We start from the raw sequence: 13,629 nt of genomic DNA on the forward strand, positions 1-13,629 counted from the left end.
TAAGCGGCTGACGTAAATCGTCAGCCGCTTTTTTATTGCGTGCCGTTAGCCGACATGGATAACCCTAATTTATGCAACTAAAGGTTGTTTCCCGAGGCCGCTTATTAGATCATACGCCGTTAACTAAGGTACACGCTTTGAGGAACCCGCGATGAGTGAGGCTGAAGCCCGCCCAACTAACTTTATTCGTCAGATTATTGATGAAGACCTGGCGAACGGTAAGCACACCAGTATTTGCACCCGTTTTCCGCCTGAGCCAAATGGCTATCTGCATATTGGTCACGCCAAGTCTATTTGCCTGAACTTTGGCATCGCCCAGGATTACCAGGGGCAATGCAACCTGCGCTTCGATGACACAAACCCGGTAAAAGAAGACATCGAATACGTAGAGTCCATCAAGCACGACGTTGAATGGCTGGGCTTCCACTGGTCCGGCAGCGTGCGTTATTCGTCTGACTATTTTGACCAGCTTTTTAATTATGCCGTTGAGCTGATAAATAAAGGACTGGCGTATGTTGATGAGCTGAGTCCGGAACAAATTCGTGAATACCGTGGCTCTCTGACTGCGCCCGGTAAAAATAGCCCGTTCCGCGATCGTAGCGTTGAGGAAAACCTCGCGCTGTTCGAGAAAATGCGCAACGGGGAGTTTGCCGAGGGTACCGCCTGCCTGCGTGCCAAAATCGATATGGCCTCGCCGTTCATCGTTATGCGCGACCCGGTGCTGTACCGCATTAAATTTGCCGATCACCACCAGACCGGCAACAAGTGGTGCATCTACCCGATGTACGACTTCACCCACTGTATTTCCGATGCGCTGGAAGGCATTACGCACTCGCTGTGTACCCTGGAGTTCCAGGACAACCGCCGTCTGTATGATTGGGTGCTGGATAACATCACCATTCCTGCTCACCCGCGTCAGTACGAATTTTCTCGCCTGAATCTCGAATACGCCATCATGTCCAAGCGTAAGCTGAACCTGCTGGTGACCGAGAAGATTGTAGAAGGCTGGGACGACCCGCGTATGCCGACTATCTCCGGCCTGCGTCGCCGCGGCTATACCGCAGCATCCATTCGCGAGTTCTGTAAGCGCATTGGCGTAACCAAGCAGGACAACACCGTTGAAATGGCTTCTCTGGAATCCTGCATCCGTGACGATCTTAACGAGAATGCGCCGCGTGCAATGGCCGTGCTGGATCCGGTAAAAGTTATTATCACTAACTACCCTGAAGGTGAAGAAGAGACGGTTACCATGCCGAATCATCCTAACAAACCTGAAATGGGTAGCCGTGAAGTGCCGTTCAGCCGCGAGATCTATATCGATCGCGCTGACTTCCGCGAAGAAGCAAACAAGCAGTACAAGCGCCTGGTGCTGGGTAAAGAAGTTCGCCTGCGTAATGCCTATGTGATCAAAGCCGAACGCGTAGAAAAAGACGCAGAAGGTAATATCACCGAACTTTACTGCACCTACGATCCGGAAACCCTGAGCAAGGATCCGGCGGACGGTCGCAAGGTGAAGGGTGTTATTCATTGGGTGAGCGCGGCACACGCGCTGCCGGTTGAAATTCGTCTGTACGACCGCTTGTTTAGCGTCGCGAATCCAGGGGCTGCGGAAGACTTCCTGTCTACCATTAATGCGGATTCCCTGATCATTCGCCAGGGCTTCGCTGAGCCTAGTCTGCAGAACGCGGAAAAAAGTAAGGCATATCAGTTCGAGCGTGAAGGTTACTTCTGCCTGGACAGCCGCTATGCGACGGCGGAAAAACTGGTGTTTAACCGCACCGTTGGCCTGCGTGATACCTGGGCTAAGATCGGCGAATAATTGCCGTTTATTGCCTGATGAAAACGCCGCTAAATGCGGCGTTTTTTCTTTTTGATTACCAGTCATTAACCTTATATGCACATTCGCGATGCGAATTAATTCTCATTCACATTTCTGTGAAAATTTCCTCACAGGAAGTCATGCCTTCCCCGTAATCTCCTGATGCTTATAATGAAAGCGCTCTCAATGAAGTTTTATTCTTAAAATCAATCGTAATCAGGGTTAATAATCTGCTGCGCAATTTTGTTACAAATGCACATAGATTATGTGCTCTCTGTCATACTCCAGGAAATCTCTGATACAAAGTCATTGATAATTCGCGTCGCGAAAAATAGTCTATGAGCAGCAGTAATGCGGGTGTGTTAGGCAAAAACCGCTTTTAGCCGTCAGGCAATTTTACTTTTTTTCGTCATTGGCGCTTTTCACGTCAGACGATGATTTTTACGTCAAAGAGGAATTTAACTATGCGTACGTTTAGTGGCAAACGTAGTGCGCTTGCTCTTGCTATTGCAAGCGTTACCGCTCTTTCAGGTTTTGTCGTGGCTCCGCAGGCTAGCGCCGCGGGCTTTGTTGATGACTCCACGCTGACCGGCGGCATCTATTACTGGCAGCGTGAACGTGACCGTAAAGACGTCTCCGACGGTAAGTACAAAACTAACCTGTCGCACTCAACCTGGAACGCCAACCTCGACTTCCAGTCTGGCTATGCGGCCGATATGTTTGGTTTTGATATTGCCGCTTTCACCGCCATTGAAATGGCCGAAGACAGCGCCAGCGGTCACCCGAACGAAATCGCATTCTCCTCTAAAAATAAAACCTACGACGAAGACTACTCCGGCGATAAAGGTGGCATCAGCCTTTATAAAGCGGCGGCCAAATTCAAATACGGCCCGGTTTGGGCTCGCGCAGGTTACATTCAGCCAACCGGTCAAACGCTGTTAGCACCACACTGGAGCTTCATGCCTGGTACTTATCAGGGGGCTGAAGCGGGAGCCGCATTTGACTACGGTGATGCCGGTGCGCTGAGCTTCTCCTACATGTGGACTAACGAGTACAAGGCGCCATGGCACCTTGAAACCGACAAGTTCTACCAGAACGATAAAAAGACCAAAGTTGACTATCTGCACTCCATCGGCGCGAAGTATGACTTCAAAAACGATCTGATTCTGGAAGCCGCATTCGGTCAGGCTCAGGGCTTTGTTGATCAGTACTTTGCTAAAGCCAGCTACAAATTCGACGTTGCAGGCAGCCCGCTGAGCACCAGCTACCAGTTCTACGGCACCCGTGATAAAGCCGCGAACAACACCATCAATGATATCTACGATGGCACCGCATGGCTCCAGGCGCTGACATTTGGCTATAAAATTGGCCAGGTCGACCTGCGTCTGGAAGGGACCATGGTGAAGGCAGAAGGCCAGCAGGGTTACTTCCTGCAGCGTATGACGCCAACCTACGCGTCTTCCAACGGTCGTCTGGATGTGTGGTGGGATAACCGCTCTGACTTCAACGCCAACGGTGAAAAAGCCGTGTTCTTCGGTGCAATGTATGACCTGAGCAACTGGAACCTGCCGGGTTGGGCAGTGGGTGCTTCTTACGTTTATGCATGGGACGCAAAACCATCTACATGGGCGCTTGATGCTTCCGGTAACCGCCAGGATCTCGCTTCCAACAAGATCAAAGAGTCTTCTTACAGCCTCGACGCCATGTATACCGTACAGGAAGGCCGTGCGAAAGGCACGCTGTTCAAACTGCACTTCACTCAGTACGACAACCACTCCGACATCCCAAGCTGGGGCGGTGGGTACGGCAACATCTTCCAGGATGAGCGTGACGTGAAATTCATCGTGATTGCTCCGTTCACCATCTTCTGATGTGAAACCGGGCGCGCAAGCGCCCGTTTTTTTATAAGGAACCGAACATGAAAAAGATTCTGCTGATTACCGCCGCTGTATTCACGCTGTCTGCCTGCGTTCAACCTCCTGCACCTCCGGAAGATTCACGCCTGAAGCAGGCCTATAGCGCCTGTATCAATACGGCGGAAGGCAATCCGGATAAAATTGAAGCCTGCCAAAGCGTGCTGAACGTACTGCGCCAGGAAAAACAGCATAAAGCGTTTGTTGAGAAAGAAACGGTGAACGTGCTGGATTACCAGAAATGTATCCAGGCAAGAAAGAGCGGCAATGATGAAGCCGCGAAGGTACGCTGCGATAAGATTTGGCAGGAGATTCGCGCCAATAACAGCTGATAGCCTTTTTCAGTCAATAAAAAAACCGGCAAGGGAAACCTGCCGGTTTTTGCTTTTAAACGCCACCGAAGCAGCGTTTGTTAATGCGGATTACTTATTTAGGATCGTGGGCCGTGTCGTCTTCGCGGCAGTCACCTTCAGCACAGTGTCCGTACAGATAGAGGCTGTGGTTAGTCAGGCGGATGCCGTGGCGAGTGGCAATTTCACGCTGGCGGGATTCAATAGAATCATCGCTGAACTCGATCACTTTACCGCAGTCGAGGCAGATCAGGTGGTCGTGGTGATGCTGCTGGGTCAACTCAAAAACGGACTTGCCGCCTTCAAAATTATGGCGGGTCACGATCCCTGCATCATCAAACTGGTTCAGCACGCGATAGACGGTCGCCAGGCCGATTTCTTCGCCCATGTCGATCAGACGTTTATATAAGTCTTCCGCGCTGACGTGATGATTTACCGGCTCTTGCAGCACTTCGAGGATTTTTAATCGAGGAAGCGTGACTTTCAAGCCGGCCTTCTTTAATGCGGTATTGTTGTCAGTCATGCGGAAAGTGTCCTGTTGCTTAACGATTCGCTCAAACTGCAGTGAGCGTAAAGAGTAATGCGTCTCATTATAGAACTGCTACTTCTAAATGGGAACCGCAAGTATGGTGCAAAATAAGGCTGAAAAATCGTGGCGGCGTCGCCATTTACAGTAATTATCAGCCAAGCTATCAGGAAGACATTGTACAGGGATGTACGAGAAAGTTACAAACTTGTAGCAATTATTTTCATTGCTAAAAGCTATCAAGATGGCGCAAATGCTGTATTTGCGCCAGAGAAATCAGGCGTTAATGATATCCGCCAGATTCAGTTCTTCAGAAACCTGTTTAACCCACTTCTCAACGCGCTCAGCGGTCAGTTCCGGCTGGCGATCTTCATCGATGGCCAGGCCGACAAAATTGTCGTCATCCGCCAGGCCTTTGGAGGCTTCAAAGTGGTAGCCCGCGGTTGGCCAGTGGCCCACAATCGCCGCGCCGCGCGGTTCGATAATGTCGCGAATGGTGCCCAGCGCATCACAGAAGTATTCCGCGTAGTCTTCCTGGTCGCCGCAGCCGAACAGCGCCACCAGTTTACCGTTGAAATCGACTTCTTCAAGCGTAGGGAAGAAGTCATCCCAGTCACACTGGGCTTCGCCGTAGTACCAGGTCGGGATGCCGAGCAAGAGAATGTCGAAACCTTCGAGATCTTCTTTGCTGCTTTTAGCAATGTCATGCACCTCAGCAACGTCTTTACCGAGCTGTTTTTGAATCATTTTCGCGATATTTTCGGTGTTACCGGTGTCGCTGCCGAAAAAAATGCCTACGATTGCCATGAGTAAAATAACCTCTTGAAACTTAATAGTATGCTGGCCGTTCAATGCCCACGTATAGGGCAATCATAGCAGAACAGCTCCAGCAGCGGAAACAGCTATCACGCCCGGGTGCACAGTCTGCAACATGGTTTTGCTCACCCTTTTGAGATTTCAGATAACCCGCAGGGTGGCTGAAGGCGTTACCCGAGATTTTTAAGCTGCTCGAACAGCATCTCTTCGATCAGTTCGCTGCGGCTGATGTTACGGGCGTCAGCCAGCTGGTTGAGGGCATCGACCGCCTCATTGTTCAGTTTTAGCTCAACCCGCTTCAAACCACGCACTTTATCGCGCTTCAGCTGATTGCGCTTATTGATACGCAATTGCTCATCGCGCGAGAGCGGATTAGTTTTCGGCCGCCCGGGGCGACGCTCGTCCGCGAACAGATCTAATGTAGTACGGTCCGTTTGTTCTTTTGCCATGATTAGAATACTGACAGGAAATTCTGGCTGCAGGGGCAGGGTGCCGGTGCAATTAAGCGCGCCATCATACATCAGCGCGCCATTCGCGCCAACGCGTTAGCGACTTCAGCTGCCCGGTCGGTCTGTTTTTAATCAGTTTTTCTACTCTGCGTCGATATAACGGTGGATCGCCCGTAGAACGGCATCCGGTTTTTCCGCATGAACCCAATGACCCGCTCCAGCGATGACGTGAGCACGGGCCTGTGGGAACTGACTTAGCAGCGCCTCGCGGTGGCTTTCATCAACATATGGAGAATTCCCGCCGCGAATAAATAGTGCAGGATATGGCCAGGCCGGAACAGGCCGCCAGCCAACGATAGTTTCGTATTGCTGCCAAAGCACGGGCACGTTGAACTTCCACTCGCCGTCAGCAAAGGATTTCAGCAGAAACTGAATGACGCCTTCCTCAGCTACGTGGTCGCGCATGATTTGCGCCGCCTGCTGGCGAGTTTTTACGCCCGCTTCGGTGACCGCGCGAATAGCCGCGAAAATTTCGTCGTGACGGCGAACCTGATAGTTAACCGGCGCAATATCTATCATCACAATCTTATCAATACGCTGAGGGGCTATTGCGGTAAGCGCCATCACCACTTTGCCGCCCATGGAATGGCCAATAAATGTGGCCTTCTCGATGCCGTATTCGTCCAGCGTGTCCAGAACGTCCCCGGCCATTGCGGCATAGCTCATATCATCACTGCGCGGTGACAGCCCGTGATTGCGCAGATCGATCTGCAGCAACGCATGATCTTTACCCAGATCACGTGCCAGGACACCCAGGTTATCCAGGCTGCCGAACAGGCCGTGGATCAGTACGATAGGGGAATTGCTATTCAATTGTTGCGCAGTTTGCAGGCGAGCATTTAATTTCATGGCAAAGTTCTTTATTTTGGTTCGTTTGGTTAGGGTATCATGTTGGCATTCTCGCGGGCGTGCGGCAAATATTCAGTTTACTCTGACTTTGAGTCGCCTCTCCTGTTCGCTGTTGGGATTTGACCCTATAATCCCAACGACTTGTATTCAGAAAAGATATCGCACTGGATTAAGATGAAAACAATCGAAGTTGATGACGAGCTTTACCGCTATATTGCCAGCCAGACTAAACACATCGGCGAGAGCGCGTCAGACATTTTACGGCGTATGCTTAAATTTACCGCCGGGCAAACACCAGCAGCCACTTCTACGCCCGCTGCGCCTGAGCGCGCTGCGGCTCCCGTTGTTGAAGAAAAACCTGCGAACACCGCTCGTAATCGCGTGCGTGCCGTTCGTGAGCTGCTGCTTTCCGACGAGTACGCTGCCCAGAATAAAGCCGTAAACCGCTTTATGATGGTGCTGTCCACGCTGTATATGCTGGATGCAAAAACCTTTGGCGAAGCCACTGAATCGCTGCATGGCCGCACCCGCGTCTATTTTGCTGGCGATGAGCAAACTCTGCTGGCAAACGGCAATCAAACCAAGCCGAAACATGTTCCGGGCACCCCATACTGGGTGATCACCAATACGAATACTGGTCGTAAATGCAGCATGATCGAACACATCATGCAGTCAATGCAGTTCCCTGCGGAGCTGATTGAAAAGGTTTGCGGCACTATTTAAAAACCTGGCGTCAGTAAGGAAGAGCCAATGGCTAACCACGATCGTGCGGGTCAACCTGCACAACAGAGCGACTTGATTAACGTAGCCCAGCTTACGGCGCAGTATTACGTGCTTAAGCCAGTGGTGGGGAATAGCGAACACGCGGTGAAATTCGGGACCTCCGGCCACCGCGGCAGTGCAGCACGGCATAGCTTTAACGAACCTCATATTCTGGCGATTGCGCAAGCTATCGCTGAAGAACGCGCAAAGAATGGGATCACCGGTCCATGCTATGTGGGCAAAGACACCCACGCGCTGTCCGAACCTGCGTTTATCTCCGTGCTGGAAGTGCTGGCCGCTAACGGCGTGGACGTCATTGTGCAGCAGGATAACGGCTATACGCCGACGCCTGCGATTTCTAACGCCATCCTGGTGCATAACCAAAAGGGCGGCCCTCAGGCGGACGGGATTGTTATCACGCCATCCCACAACCCACCGGACGACGGCGGCATCAAGTACAACCCGCCAAACGGTGGCCCGGCTGATACTAACGTCACCAAAGTCGTTGAAGATCGCGCTAACGCGTTGCTGGCCGACGGCCTGAAAGGCGTGAAGCGCATTACGCTGGATAAAGCCTGGGAAAGCGGTCACGTTCAGGCGCAGGATCTGATTCAGCCGTTCATCGAAGGGCTGGTGGATATCGTCGACATGGCCGCGATTCAAAAAGCGGGCCTGAAGCTGGGGGTTGATCCTCTCGGCGGTTCCGGGATCGAATACTGGCACCGTATCGCGAAGCATTACAACCTCGATCTGACCATCGTGAACGATCAGGTCGACCAGACCTTCCGCTTTATGCACCTGGATAAAGACGGCGCAATTCGCATGGACTGCTCCTCCGAATGTGCGATGGCGGGCCTGCTGGCGCTGCGCGACAAATTCGATCTGGCGTTTGCCAACGACCCGGATTACGACCGCCACGGCATCGTCACGCCAGCGGGCCTGATGAACCCGAACCATTACCTGGCTGTGGCTATTAACTATCTGTTCCAGCACCGTCCGCAGTGGGGCAAAGATGTGGCCGTCGGTAAAACCCTGGTTTCCTCCGCGATGATTGACCGCGTGGTAGAAGATCTGGGCCGCAAGCTGGTGGAAGTCCCGGTTGGCTTTAAGTGGTTCGTTGACGGCCTGTTCGACGGCAGCTTCGGCTTCGGGGGCGAAGAGAGCGCCGGGGCATCGTTCCTGCGCTTCAACGGCACCCCATGGTCGACCGACAAAGACGGTATCATCATGTGCCTGCTGGCGGCAGAAATCACCGCCGTGACGGGCAAAAATCCGCAGCAGCATTACGATGAGTTAGCCGCGCGCTTTGGCGCACCGAGCTATAACCGTATTCAGGCCCCAGCCACTTCTGCACAGAAAGCCGCGCTGTCCAAGCTGTCGCCAGAAATGGTGAGTGCAGACACGCTGGCAGGTGACCCGATTACCGCGCGTCTGACGGCGGCACCGGGCAACGGCGCTTCCATTGGCGGCCTGAAGGTGATGACCAAGAACGGCTGGTTTGCCGCTCGTCCGTCCGGCACCGAAGACGCCTACAAGATTTACTGTGAAAGCTTCCTCGGCGCAGAGCACCGCGAGCAGATCGAGAAAGAAGCGGTAGAGATTGTCAGCGAAGTGCTGAAAAGCGCGAAGTAATATGCAAAAAGGCTCCCCAGGGAGCCTTTCTCTTTTAACCCAAAGCCACCATCAGTGCGCCGCAGGTGATAAGCGCCACGCCTATCCCGGCAATCAGCGACACTTTCTCACCAAACAGAATCACCGCCAGAATCACCGCGAACACCACGCTCAGCTTATCGATAGGGGCGACCTTCGACACGTCACCACTTTTGATCGCCATAAAATAGAACAGCCAGGACAGCGCCCCGGCCACGCCGCTTAACAAAATAAACAGCAGCGCTTTTTTATCGGCAAACACCGTACTAACAAGATTCAGTTTTCCCTGAACGACGACCACCCCAACTAAAAATAACGCCATGACCACAGCGCGAACGGCTGTGGCGGTATTGGCATCCAGATGCTGCAAACCAACTTTGCCAAAAATAGCGACCAGCGCTGCCGTAGCGGCAGACAACAGGGCGTAGACTAACCATGCGCTCATAACGGGCTCCTCTTGAACGAGCCAGAGATTACTCCTTCAGAGCATAAAACGGTAGCCGATCCCGGTTTCGGTGAGCAGATGGCGAGGGCGAGCGGGGTCGCTCTCCAGCTTCTGGCGCAGGTGGCCCATATAAATGCGCAGATAGTGGCTGTGTTCCACGGCATTCGGGCCCCAAACCTGATTAAGCAACTGGCGCTGGGTCAGGACTTTGCCGTGATTATTCAGCAGGGTTGCCAGCAGGCGGAACTCAATGGGGGTCAGGTGAATTTCCTCTTCGCCGCGGGTAATACGGCGCGAGGCGAGGTCGACCCGAATTTCGGAAAACTGATAAACCGGATCGGGCTGAACGGTGCTGACGTGGCGGCGCAGGGCGACGCGAAGCCTGGCCTGCAGTTCACCGATGCCAAACGGCTTGCTGAGAAAATCGTCTGCGCCAGCATCCAGGGCGGCAATCTTCGCCTGCTCGTCACTCCGGGCCGACAGGACGATGACCGGCGTCTGGCTCCACTGGCGAAAGTCACCAATAAAATCGATGCCGTCGCCGTCCGGCAGGCCGAGATCCAGAATCACCAGATCCGGCTTGCGGGTGGCGGCTTCAATCAGGCCGCGCTGCAGGGTTTCGGCATCAAACACGCGCAACGATTCATCTTCCAGCGCGGTGCGCAGAAAGCGGCGGATCTCTTTTTCATCCTCAATTATCAGAACCGTTGTCACAGCACCTCAATCATTTCAGGGAGTTCGGGGGGAGGCGATAAAGGTAGCACAACGTGGAAGCTGGCACCGCCTTCCGGGCGGTTAAGCGCATAAATTGTGCCGCCGTGAACTTCAACAATCGCCCGGCAGATAGCCAGCCCAAGCCCAACGCCTGGAATAGCTGACTCTTTGTTACCGCGGGCAAATTTATCAAAAATCAGCAGCTCTTTACCAGCGGGAACCCCCGGGCCGCTGTCCCAAACTTCCAGGTCCAGTTTGTCTGCTGTCGAGGTCGCTTTTATACCGATGTTGGCTTTATAACCGGCATATTTCACCGCATTCTCCAGCAGGTTGATCAGCACGCGTTCGAACAGCGGGCCGTCGACTTCAATCAGCATCAGCGGATCAGGCAAATTAAGGGCGATATGGCGGCCGCCGAGGCCCGGTTCGAGCATCTTCAGCGCGCTGCCGACGACTTCCTCTAGCGTCAGCCACTCTTTACGAAGATTAAAACCGCCCGACTGAATGCGGGCCATATCCAGCAGATTATTCACCAGCCGGGTGGTGTTCAGCACATGCTGACGGATTTCGTTGGCCTGCGGGGCATGTTTTGATCCTTCACTGGCGAGATCCAGCGTGAGGATTTCTGCCTGGCCAAACAGCACGGTCAGCGGCGTGCGCAGGTCGTGCGAAAGCGCGGCCAGCAGCGAGTTGCGGATTTGCTCCCGTTCGCTGGAAAGCCGGGCCTGTTCTTCGCTGGCGGTGAGCAGCAGCCTGTCGAGCGCGGTGGCCACCAGCAGGGTAAAGGTTTCCAGCAGGCGCTGCTGTTCGGGGATCATCAGCTGGCGCAGATTCTCCGGCTCAACGACCAGCAGACCCAGGGTCCTTTCCGTGGTGCTAAGCGGCAGGATGCGGTAGGGCACGCCCGGCAGCGTGTCCGTTCCGGCACCGGCGGGCTGGCCTTTATCAAAGCTCCAGCGGGCAATCGCTTCATCCCACTGAGCGGGTTCCCCTTCGGCTGCGATACGGCTGAGTTTCCCGTGATCGTCCGGCAGCAGCAGCAGGCTGCGGGCCTGGAAGGTGTTGTTAATAAACTGCACGCTGGTGGCGGCGACGTCCTGCGGCGTGCGGTCATCGGCCAGTGCTTTAGACATTTCATACAGATGACGGGTGCGCTGTTCCCGGTAGCGGGCGATGCGTGCCTGATAACGTACTCCGGCGGTCAGATTACCGATCACCAGCCCGACGGTGAGCATTACGCCGAAGGTCAGCAGATACTGAACATCCGACACGGCGAGCGTGCCTCGCGGCGCAATAAAGAACAGGTCGAAGCTAATCACGTTGATGACCGTCGCGAGGACGGACGGCCAGCGGCCATAAAACAGCGCGACCATCACCACGCCAAGCAGGTAGATCATCACCAGGTTGGCGGCATCAAAGGCCACCAGCCACTGATTGGCGATAAAGGTAATAAACGCACAGAGCACCACCGCCACGGCGCAGCCGCGCAGTTGAATGCGCCATTTCTCGCTTAGCGTTCTGGTGTCCGGTGCTCTGGTCGGGGAGGGGAGAGGTTTTTCATCCAGCGCAACAATCACCAGATCGAGGTCCGGAGCGCGTTTGGCTAACCGGTCGGCGAAAGACGTACGGTGCCACCAGCGGCGCGTGGTATGACGGCCAATAATGATTTTGCCGAGATTGTGTTCGCGGGCGTAGCGCAGCACCGCTTTTTCTTCATTGGGATCGGCAAGCGTGGCGGTTTCGGCTCCCAGCTCCTGGGCGAGCCGCAGAGCGCTTAAAATGGTCCGGCGCTGATGTTCCGGCAGGCGGTGAAGCTGCGGCGTTTCGACGTAGACGGCGTGCCAGACGCTGCCGAGCTTGGCGGCAAGGCGAGCGGCGGTGCGAACCAGTTTTTCATTGCCGTTGCTATGGCCGATGCACAGCAGAATGGCGTCCCGCGTGTGCCAGACTTTTTCCTGTCCCTGGTTGTCCCGCCAGGCGCGCATCTGATCGTCAACGCGGTCGGCTGTGCGTCGCAAGGCCAGCTCTCGCAGCGCTATCAGGTTGCCTTTACGGAAGAAGTGCTCGATGGCGCGTTCGGCCTGGCCGGAGATATAAACTTTGCCTTCGTGCAGGCGCTGGCGGAGGTCGTCCGGCGGCAGGTCAACCAGCACGACTTCGTCGGCGGCGTCGAAAATAGGGTCGGGGACGGTTTCGCGTACCTGAATCCCGGTGACTCCGCCTACTACGTCATTCAGGCTTTCCAGATGCTGAACGTTAACGGAGGTCAGGACGTCGATCCCGGCTTCCAGCAGCTCTTCCACGTCCTGCCAGCGTTTGGGGTGGCGCGAGCCTGGCGCGTTACTGTGCGCCAGTTCGTCCATCAGAATCAGGGCAGGGTTGCGGGCGAGGGCGGCGTCCAGGTCAAACTCCTGGACCAGACGCCCCCGGTGGTGAATACGACGAGGGGGCTGAATCGTCAGCCCCTTTAACAGTTCGGCAGTTTCCTGGCGGCCGTGGGTTTCCACCACGCCCACCAGCACATCGAGGCCCTGCGCCCGCAGGCGCTGCGCCTCCTGAAGCATCGCGTAGGTTTTCCCGACGCCTGCACAGGCGCCGAAGAAGATTTTCAGTTTCCCACGCGGCTGGCGGTTGACTTTCTCCAGCAGCTTATCGGGGTTGGGGCGCAGCGGCTCCTCGGTCATAACACGTCCTTTTTACTTCGCCTGGAGATGGTCCAGCGCCAGGTTCAGCTTAACGATATTCACTACCGGCATGCCGATAAAATTCACCAGCGGCGTGGTGGTGTTCTCCGCCACCAGGCGAGCGATTTGCTCCACCGGCAGATTTCTGGCTTTCGCTACCCGTGGGATTTGCCACGCGGTCGCTTCAGGAGAAAGCTGCCCGTCCAGGCCGCTGGCGGAGGTGGTGACTAAGTCAACGGGTACCGCTGGATTAGCCTCCGGGTTAGCCGCACGCAGCGCACTAACGCGAGCCTTAACCTCTTTGTCCAGCTCCGGGTTGCTGGCCGCAAGGTTGCTGCCGCCGGATGCCATTGGATTATAGGGGCTATCCGAGGTGGCAGAGGGGCGGCCCTGGAAATATTTTGCGTTAGTGAAGTCCTGACCAATCAGTTCTGAACCGCGAACCTTGCCGTCTTCAACGATTAACGAGCCGTTGGCCTGAGCCGGGAACCACCATTGCCCCAGCAGCGTGGCGAGGAGAGGATAAACCCCTCCGGTAATCAGCGTCAGGATAATCAGCAGTAATAAAGCGGGGCGTAACGTAGCCATGTTC

13 protein-coding genes are annotated in these 13,629 nt (G+C 54.7%); 5 read left to right on the forward strand and 8 right to left on the reverse strand.

Features of this window, described 5'->3' with window-relative positions:
• Positions 1-151: 151 nt before the first annotated feature.
• The 3 genes from glnS (at position 152) to AAIE02_RS02005 (ending at position 4,064) form a co-directional block, all read left to right on the forward strand.
• Positions 152-1,819 (forward strand): glutamine--tRNA ligase, encoded by a 1,668-nt coding sequence (glnS, locus tag AAIE02_RS01995; RefSeq protein ID WP_498531885.1) that lies wholly within the window; start codon positions 152-154, stop codon positions 1,817-1,819.
• A 464-nt stretch (positions 1,820-2,283) separates the two neighbouring features.
• On the forward strand, positions 2,284-3,690 hold the full coding sequence (gene chiP / locus AAIE02_RS02000) for a chitoporin ChiP (RefSeq protein WP_008456102.1): 1,407 nt from the start codon (positions 2,284-2,286) through the stop codon (positions 3,688-3,690).
• 47 nt (positions 3,691-3,737) lie between these two features.
• Entirely contained in the window at positions 3,738-4,064 is a 327-nt protein-coding gene (locus AAIE02_RS02005) for a ChiQ/YbfN family lipoprotein (RefSeq protein WP_008456104.1), read from the forward strand.
• A gap of 94 nt (positions 4,065-4,158) precedes the next feature.
• On the opposite strand, the gene fur is transcribed toward AAIE02_RS02005, so the two are convergent.
• From fur to ybfF, 4 genes are all read right to left on the reverse strand, one after another.
• The gene (gene fur / locus AAIE02_RS02010) at positions 4,159-4,605 is read right to left on the reverse strand and encodes a ferric iron uptake transcriptional regulator (protein WP_008456106.1); all 447 of its coding nucleotides are present in this window, start codon (positions 4,603-4,605) and stop codon (positions 4,159-4,161) included.
• A 279-nt stretch (positions 4,606-4,884) separates the two neighbouring features.
• Positions 4,885-5,415: a flavodoxin FldA gene (gene fldA, locus AAIE02_RS02015; RefSeq protein ID WP_039291198.1), complete on the reverse strand. Its 531-nt coding sequence runs from the start codon at positions 5,413-5,415 to the stop codon at positions 4,885-4,887.
• Positions 5,416-5,594: 179 nt separating this feature from the next.
• A complete protein-coding gene (ybfE, locus tag AAIE02_RS02020; RefSeq protein ID WP_498531886.1) occupies positions 5,595-5,873 on the reverse strand; it encodes a LexA regulated protein in 279 nt (92 codons plus the stop codon).
• Between the two features lie 141 nt (positions 5,874-6,014).
• On the reverse strand, positions 6,015-6,782 hold the full coding sequence (ybfF, locus tag AAIE02_RS02025) for an esterase (RefSeq protein ID WP_498531887.1): 768 nt from the start codon (positions 6,780-6,782) through the stop codon (positions 6,015-6,017).
• 174 nt (positions 6,783-6,956) lie between these two features.
• On the opposite strand from ybfF, the gene seqA reads away from it, so the two are divergent.
• Positions 6,957-7,505, forward strand: coding sequence for a replication initiation negative regulator SeqA (gene seqA, locus AAIE02_RS02030; RefSeq protein WP_008456114.1), 549 nt, complete (start codon positions 6,957-6,959; stop codon positions 7,503-7,505).
• A gap of 27 nt (positions 7,506-7,532) precedes the next feature.
• Positions 7,533-9,176, forward strand: a complete 1,644-nt coding sequence (gene pgm, locus AAIE02_RS02035) for a phosphoglucomutase (alpha-D-glucose-1,6-bisphosphate-dependent) (protein ID WP_498531888.1) — start codon at positions 7,533-7,535, stop codon at positions 9,174-9,176.
• A gap of 34 nt (positions 9,177-9,210) precedes the next feature.
• On the opposite strand, the gene AAIE02_RS02040 is transcribed toward pgm, so the two are convergent.
• The 4 genes from AAIE02_RS02040 to kdpC are packed head-to-tail and all read right to left on the reverse strand — an operon-like array spanning position 9,211 to position 13,625.
• The gene (locus AAIE02_RS02040; protein WP_008456117.1) at positions 9,211-9,639 is read right to left on the reverse strand and encodes an EamA family transporter; all 429 of its coding nucleotides are present in this window, start codon (positions 9,637-9,639) and stop codon (positions 9,211-9,213) included.
• Positions 9,640-9,675: 36 nt separating this feature from the next.
• The gene (gene kdpE, locus AAIE02_RS02045; RefSeq protein ID WP_498531889.1) at positions 9,676-10,353 is read right to left on the reverse strand and encodes a two-component system response regulator KdpE; all 678 of its coding nucleotides are present in this window, start codon (positions 10,351-10,353) and stop codon (positions 9,676-9,678) included.
• Positions 10,350-13,037 carry a two-component system sensor histidine kinase KdpD gene (gene kdpD / locus AAIE02_RS02050; RefSeq protein WP_008456121.1) on the reverse strand — a complete coding sequence of 896 codons (2,688 nt, stop codon included), beginning with the start codon at positions 13,035-13,037 and terminating at the stop codon, positions 10,350-10,352. The genes kdpE and kdpD overlap by 4 nt, the downstream gene beginning before the upstream one ends.
• A gap of 12 nt (positions 13,038-13,049) precedes the next feature.
• A complete protein-coding gene (gene kdpC, locus AAIE02_RS02055; protein ID WP_166994551.1) occupies positions 13,050-13,625 on the reverse strand; it encodes a potassium-transporting ATPase subunit KdpC in 576 nt (191 codons plus the stop codon).
• Positions 13,626-13,629 lie beyond the last annotated feature (4 nt).

The sequence above is a fragment of the Cedecea sp. Ae19-4 genome (genome assembly GCF_059801165.1).

Excerpts from the sequence above, each read along its gene's own strand:
- glnS (WP_498531885.1), top strand. The coding sequence starts at position 152 with ATGAGTGAGGCTGAAGCCCGCCCAACTAACTTTATTCGTCAGATTATT.
- chiP (WP_008456102.1), top strand. The coding sequence starts at position 2,284 with ATGCGTACGTTTAGTGGCAAACGTAGTGCGCTTGCTCTTGCTATTGCA.
- AAIE02_RS02005 (WP_008456104.1), top strand. The coding sequence starts at position 3,738 with ATGAAAAAGATTCTGCTGATTACCGCCGCTGTATTCACGCTGTCTGCC.
- fur (WP_008456106.1), bottom strand. The coding sequence starts at position 4,605 with ATGACTGACAACAATACCGCATTAAAGAAGGCCGGCTTGAAAGTCACG.
- fldA (WP_039291198.1), bottom strand. The coding sequence starts at position 5,415 with ATGGCAATCGTAGGCATTTTTTTCGGCAGCGACACCGGTAACACCGAA.
- ybfE (WP_498531886.1), bottom strand. The coding sequence starts at position 5,873 with ATGGCAAAAGAACAAACGGACCGTACTACATTAGATCTGTTCGCGGAC.
- ybfF (WP_498531887.1), bottom strand. The coding sequence starts at position 6,782 with ATGAAATTAAATGCTCGCCTGCAAACTGCGCAACAATTGAATAGCAAT.
- seqA (WP_008456114.1), top strand. The coding sequence starts at position 6,957 with ATGAAAACAATCGAAGTTGATGACGAGCTTTACCGCTATATTGCCAGC.
- pgm (WP_498531888.1), top strand. The coding sequence starts at position 7,533 with ATGGCTAACCACGATCGTGCGGGTCAACCTGCACAACAGAGCGACTTG.
- AAIE02_RS02040 (WP_008456117.1), bottom strand. The coding sequence starts at position 9,639 with ATGAGCGCATGGTTAGTCTACGCCCTGTTGTCTGCCGCTACGGCAGCG.
- kdpD (WP_008456121.1), bottom strand. The coding sequence starts at position 13,037 with ATGACCGAGGAGCCGCTGCGCCCCAACCCCGATAAGCTGCTGGAGAAA.
- kdpC (WP_166994551.1), bottom strand. The coding sequence starts at position 13,625 with ATGGCTACGTTACGCCCCGCTTTATTACTGCTGATTATCCTGACGCTG.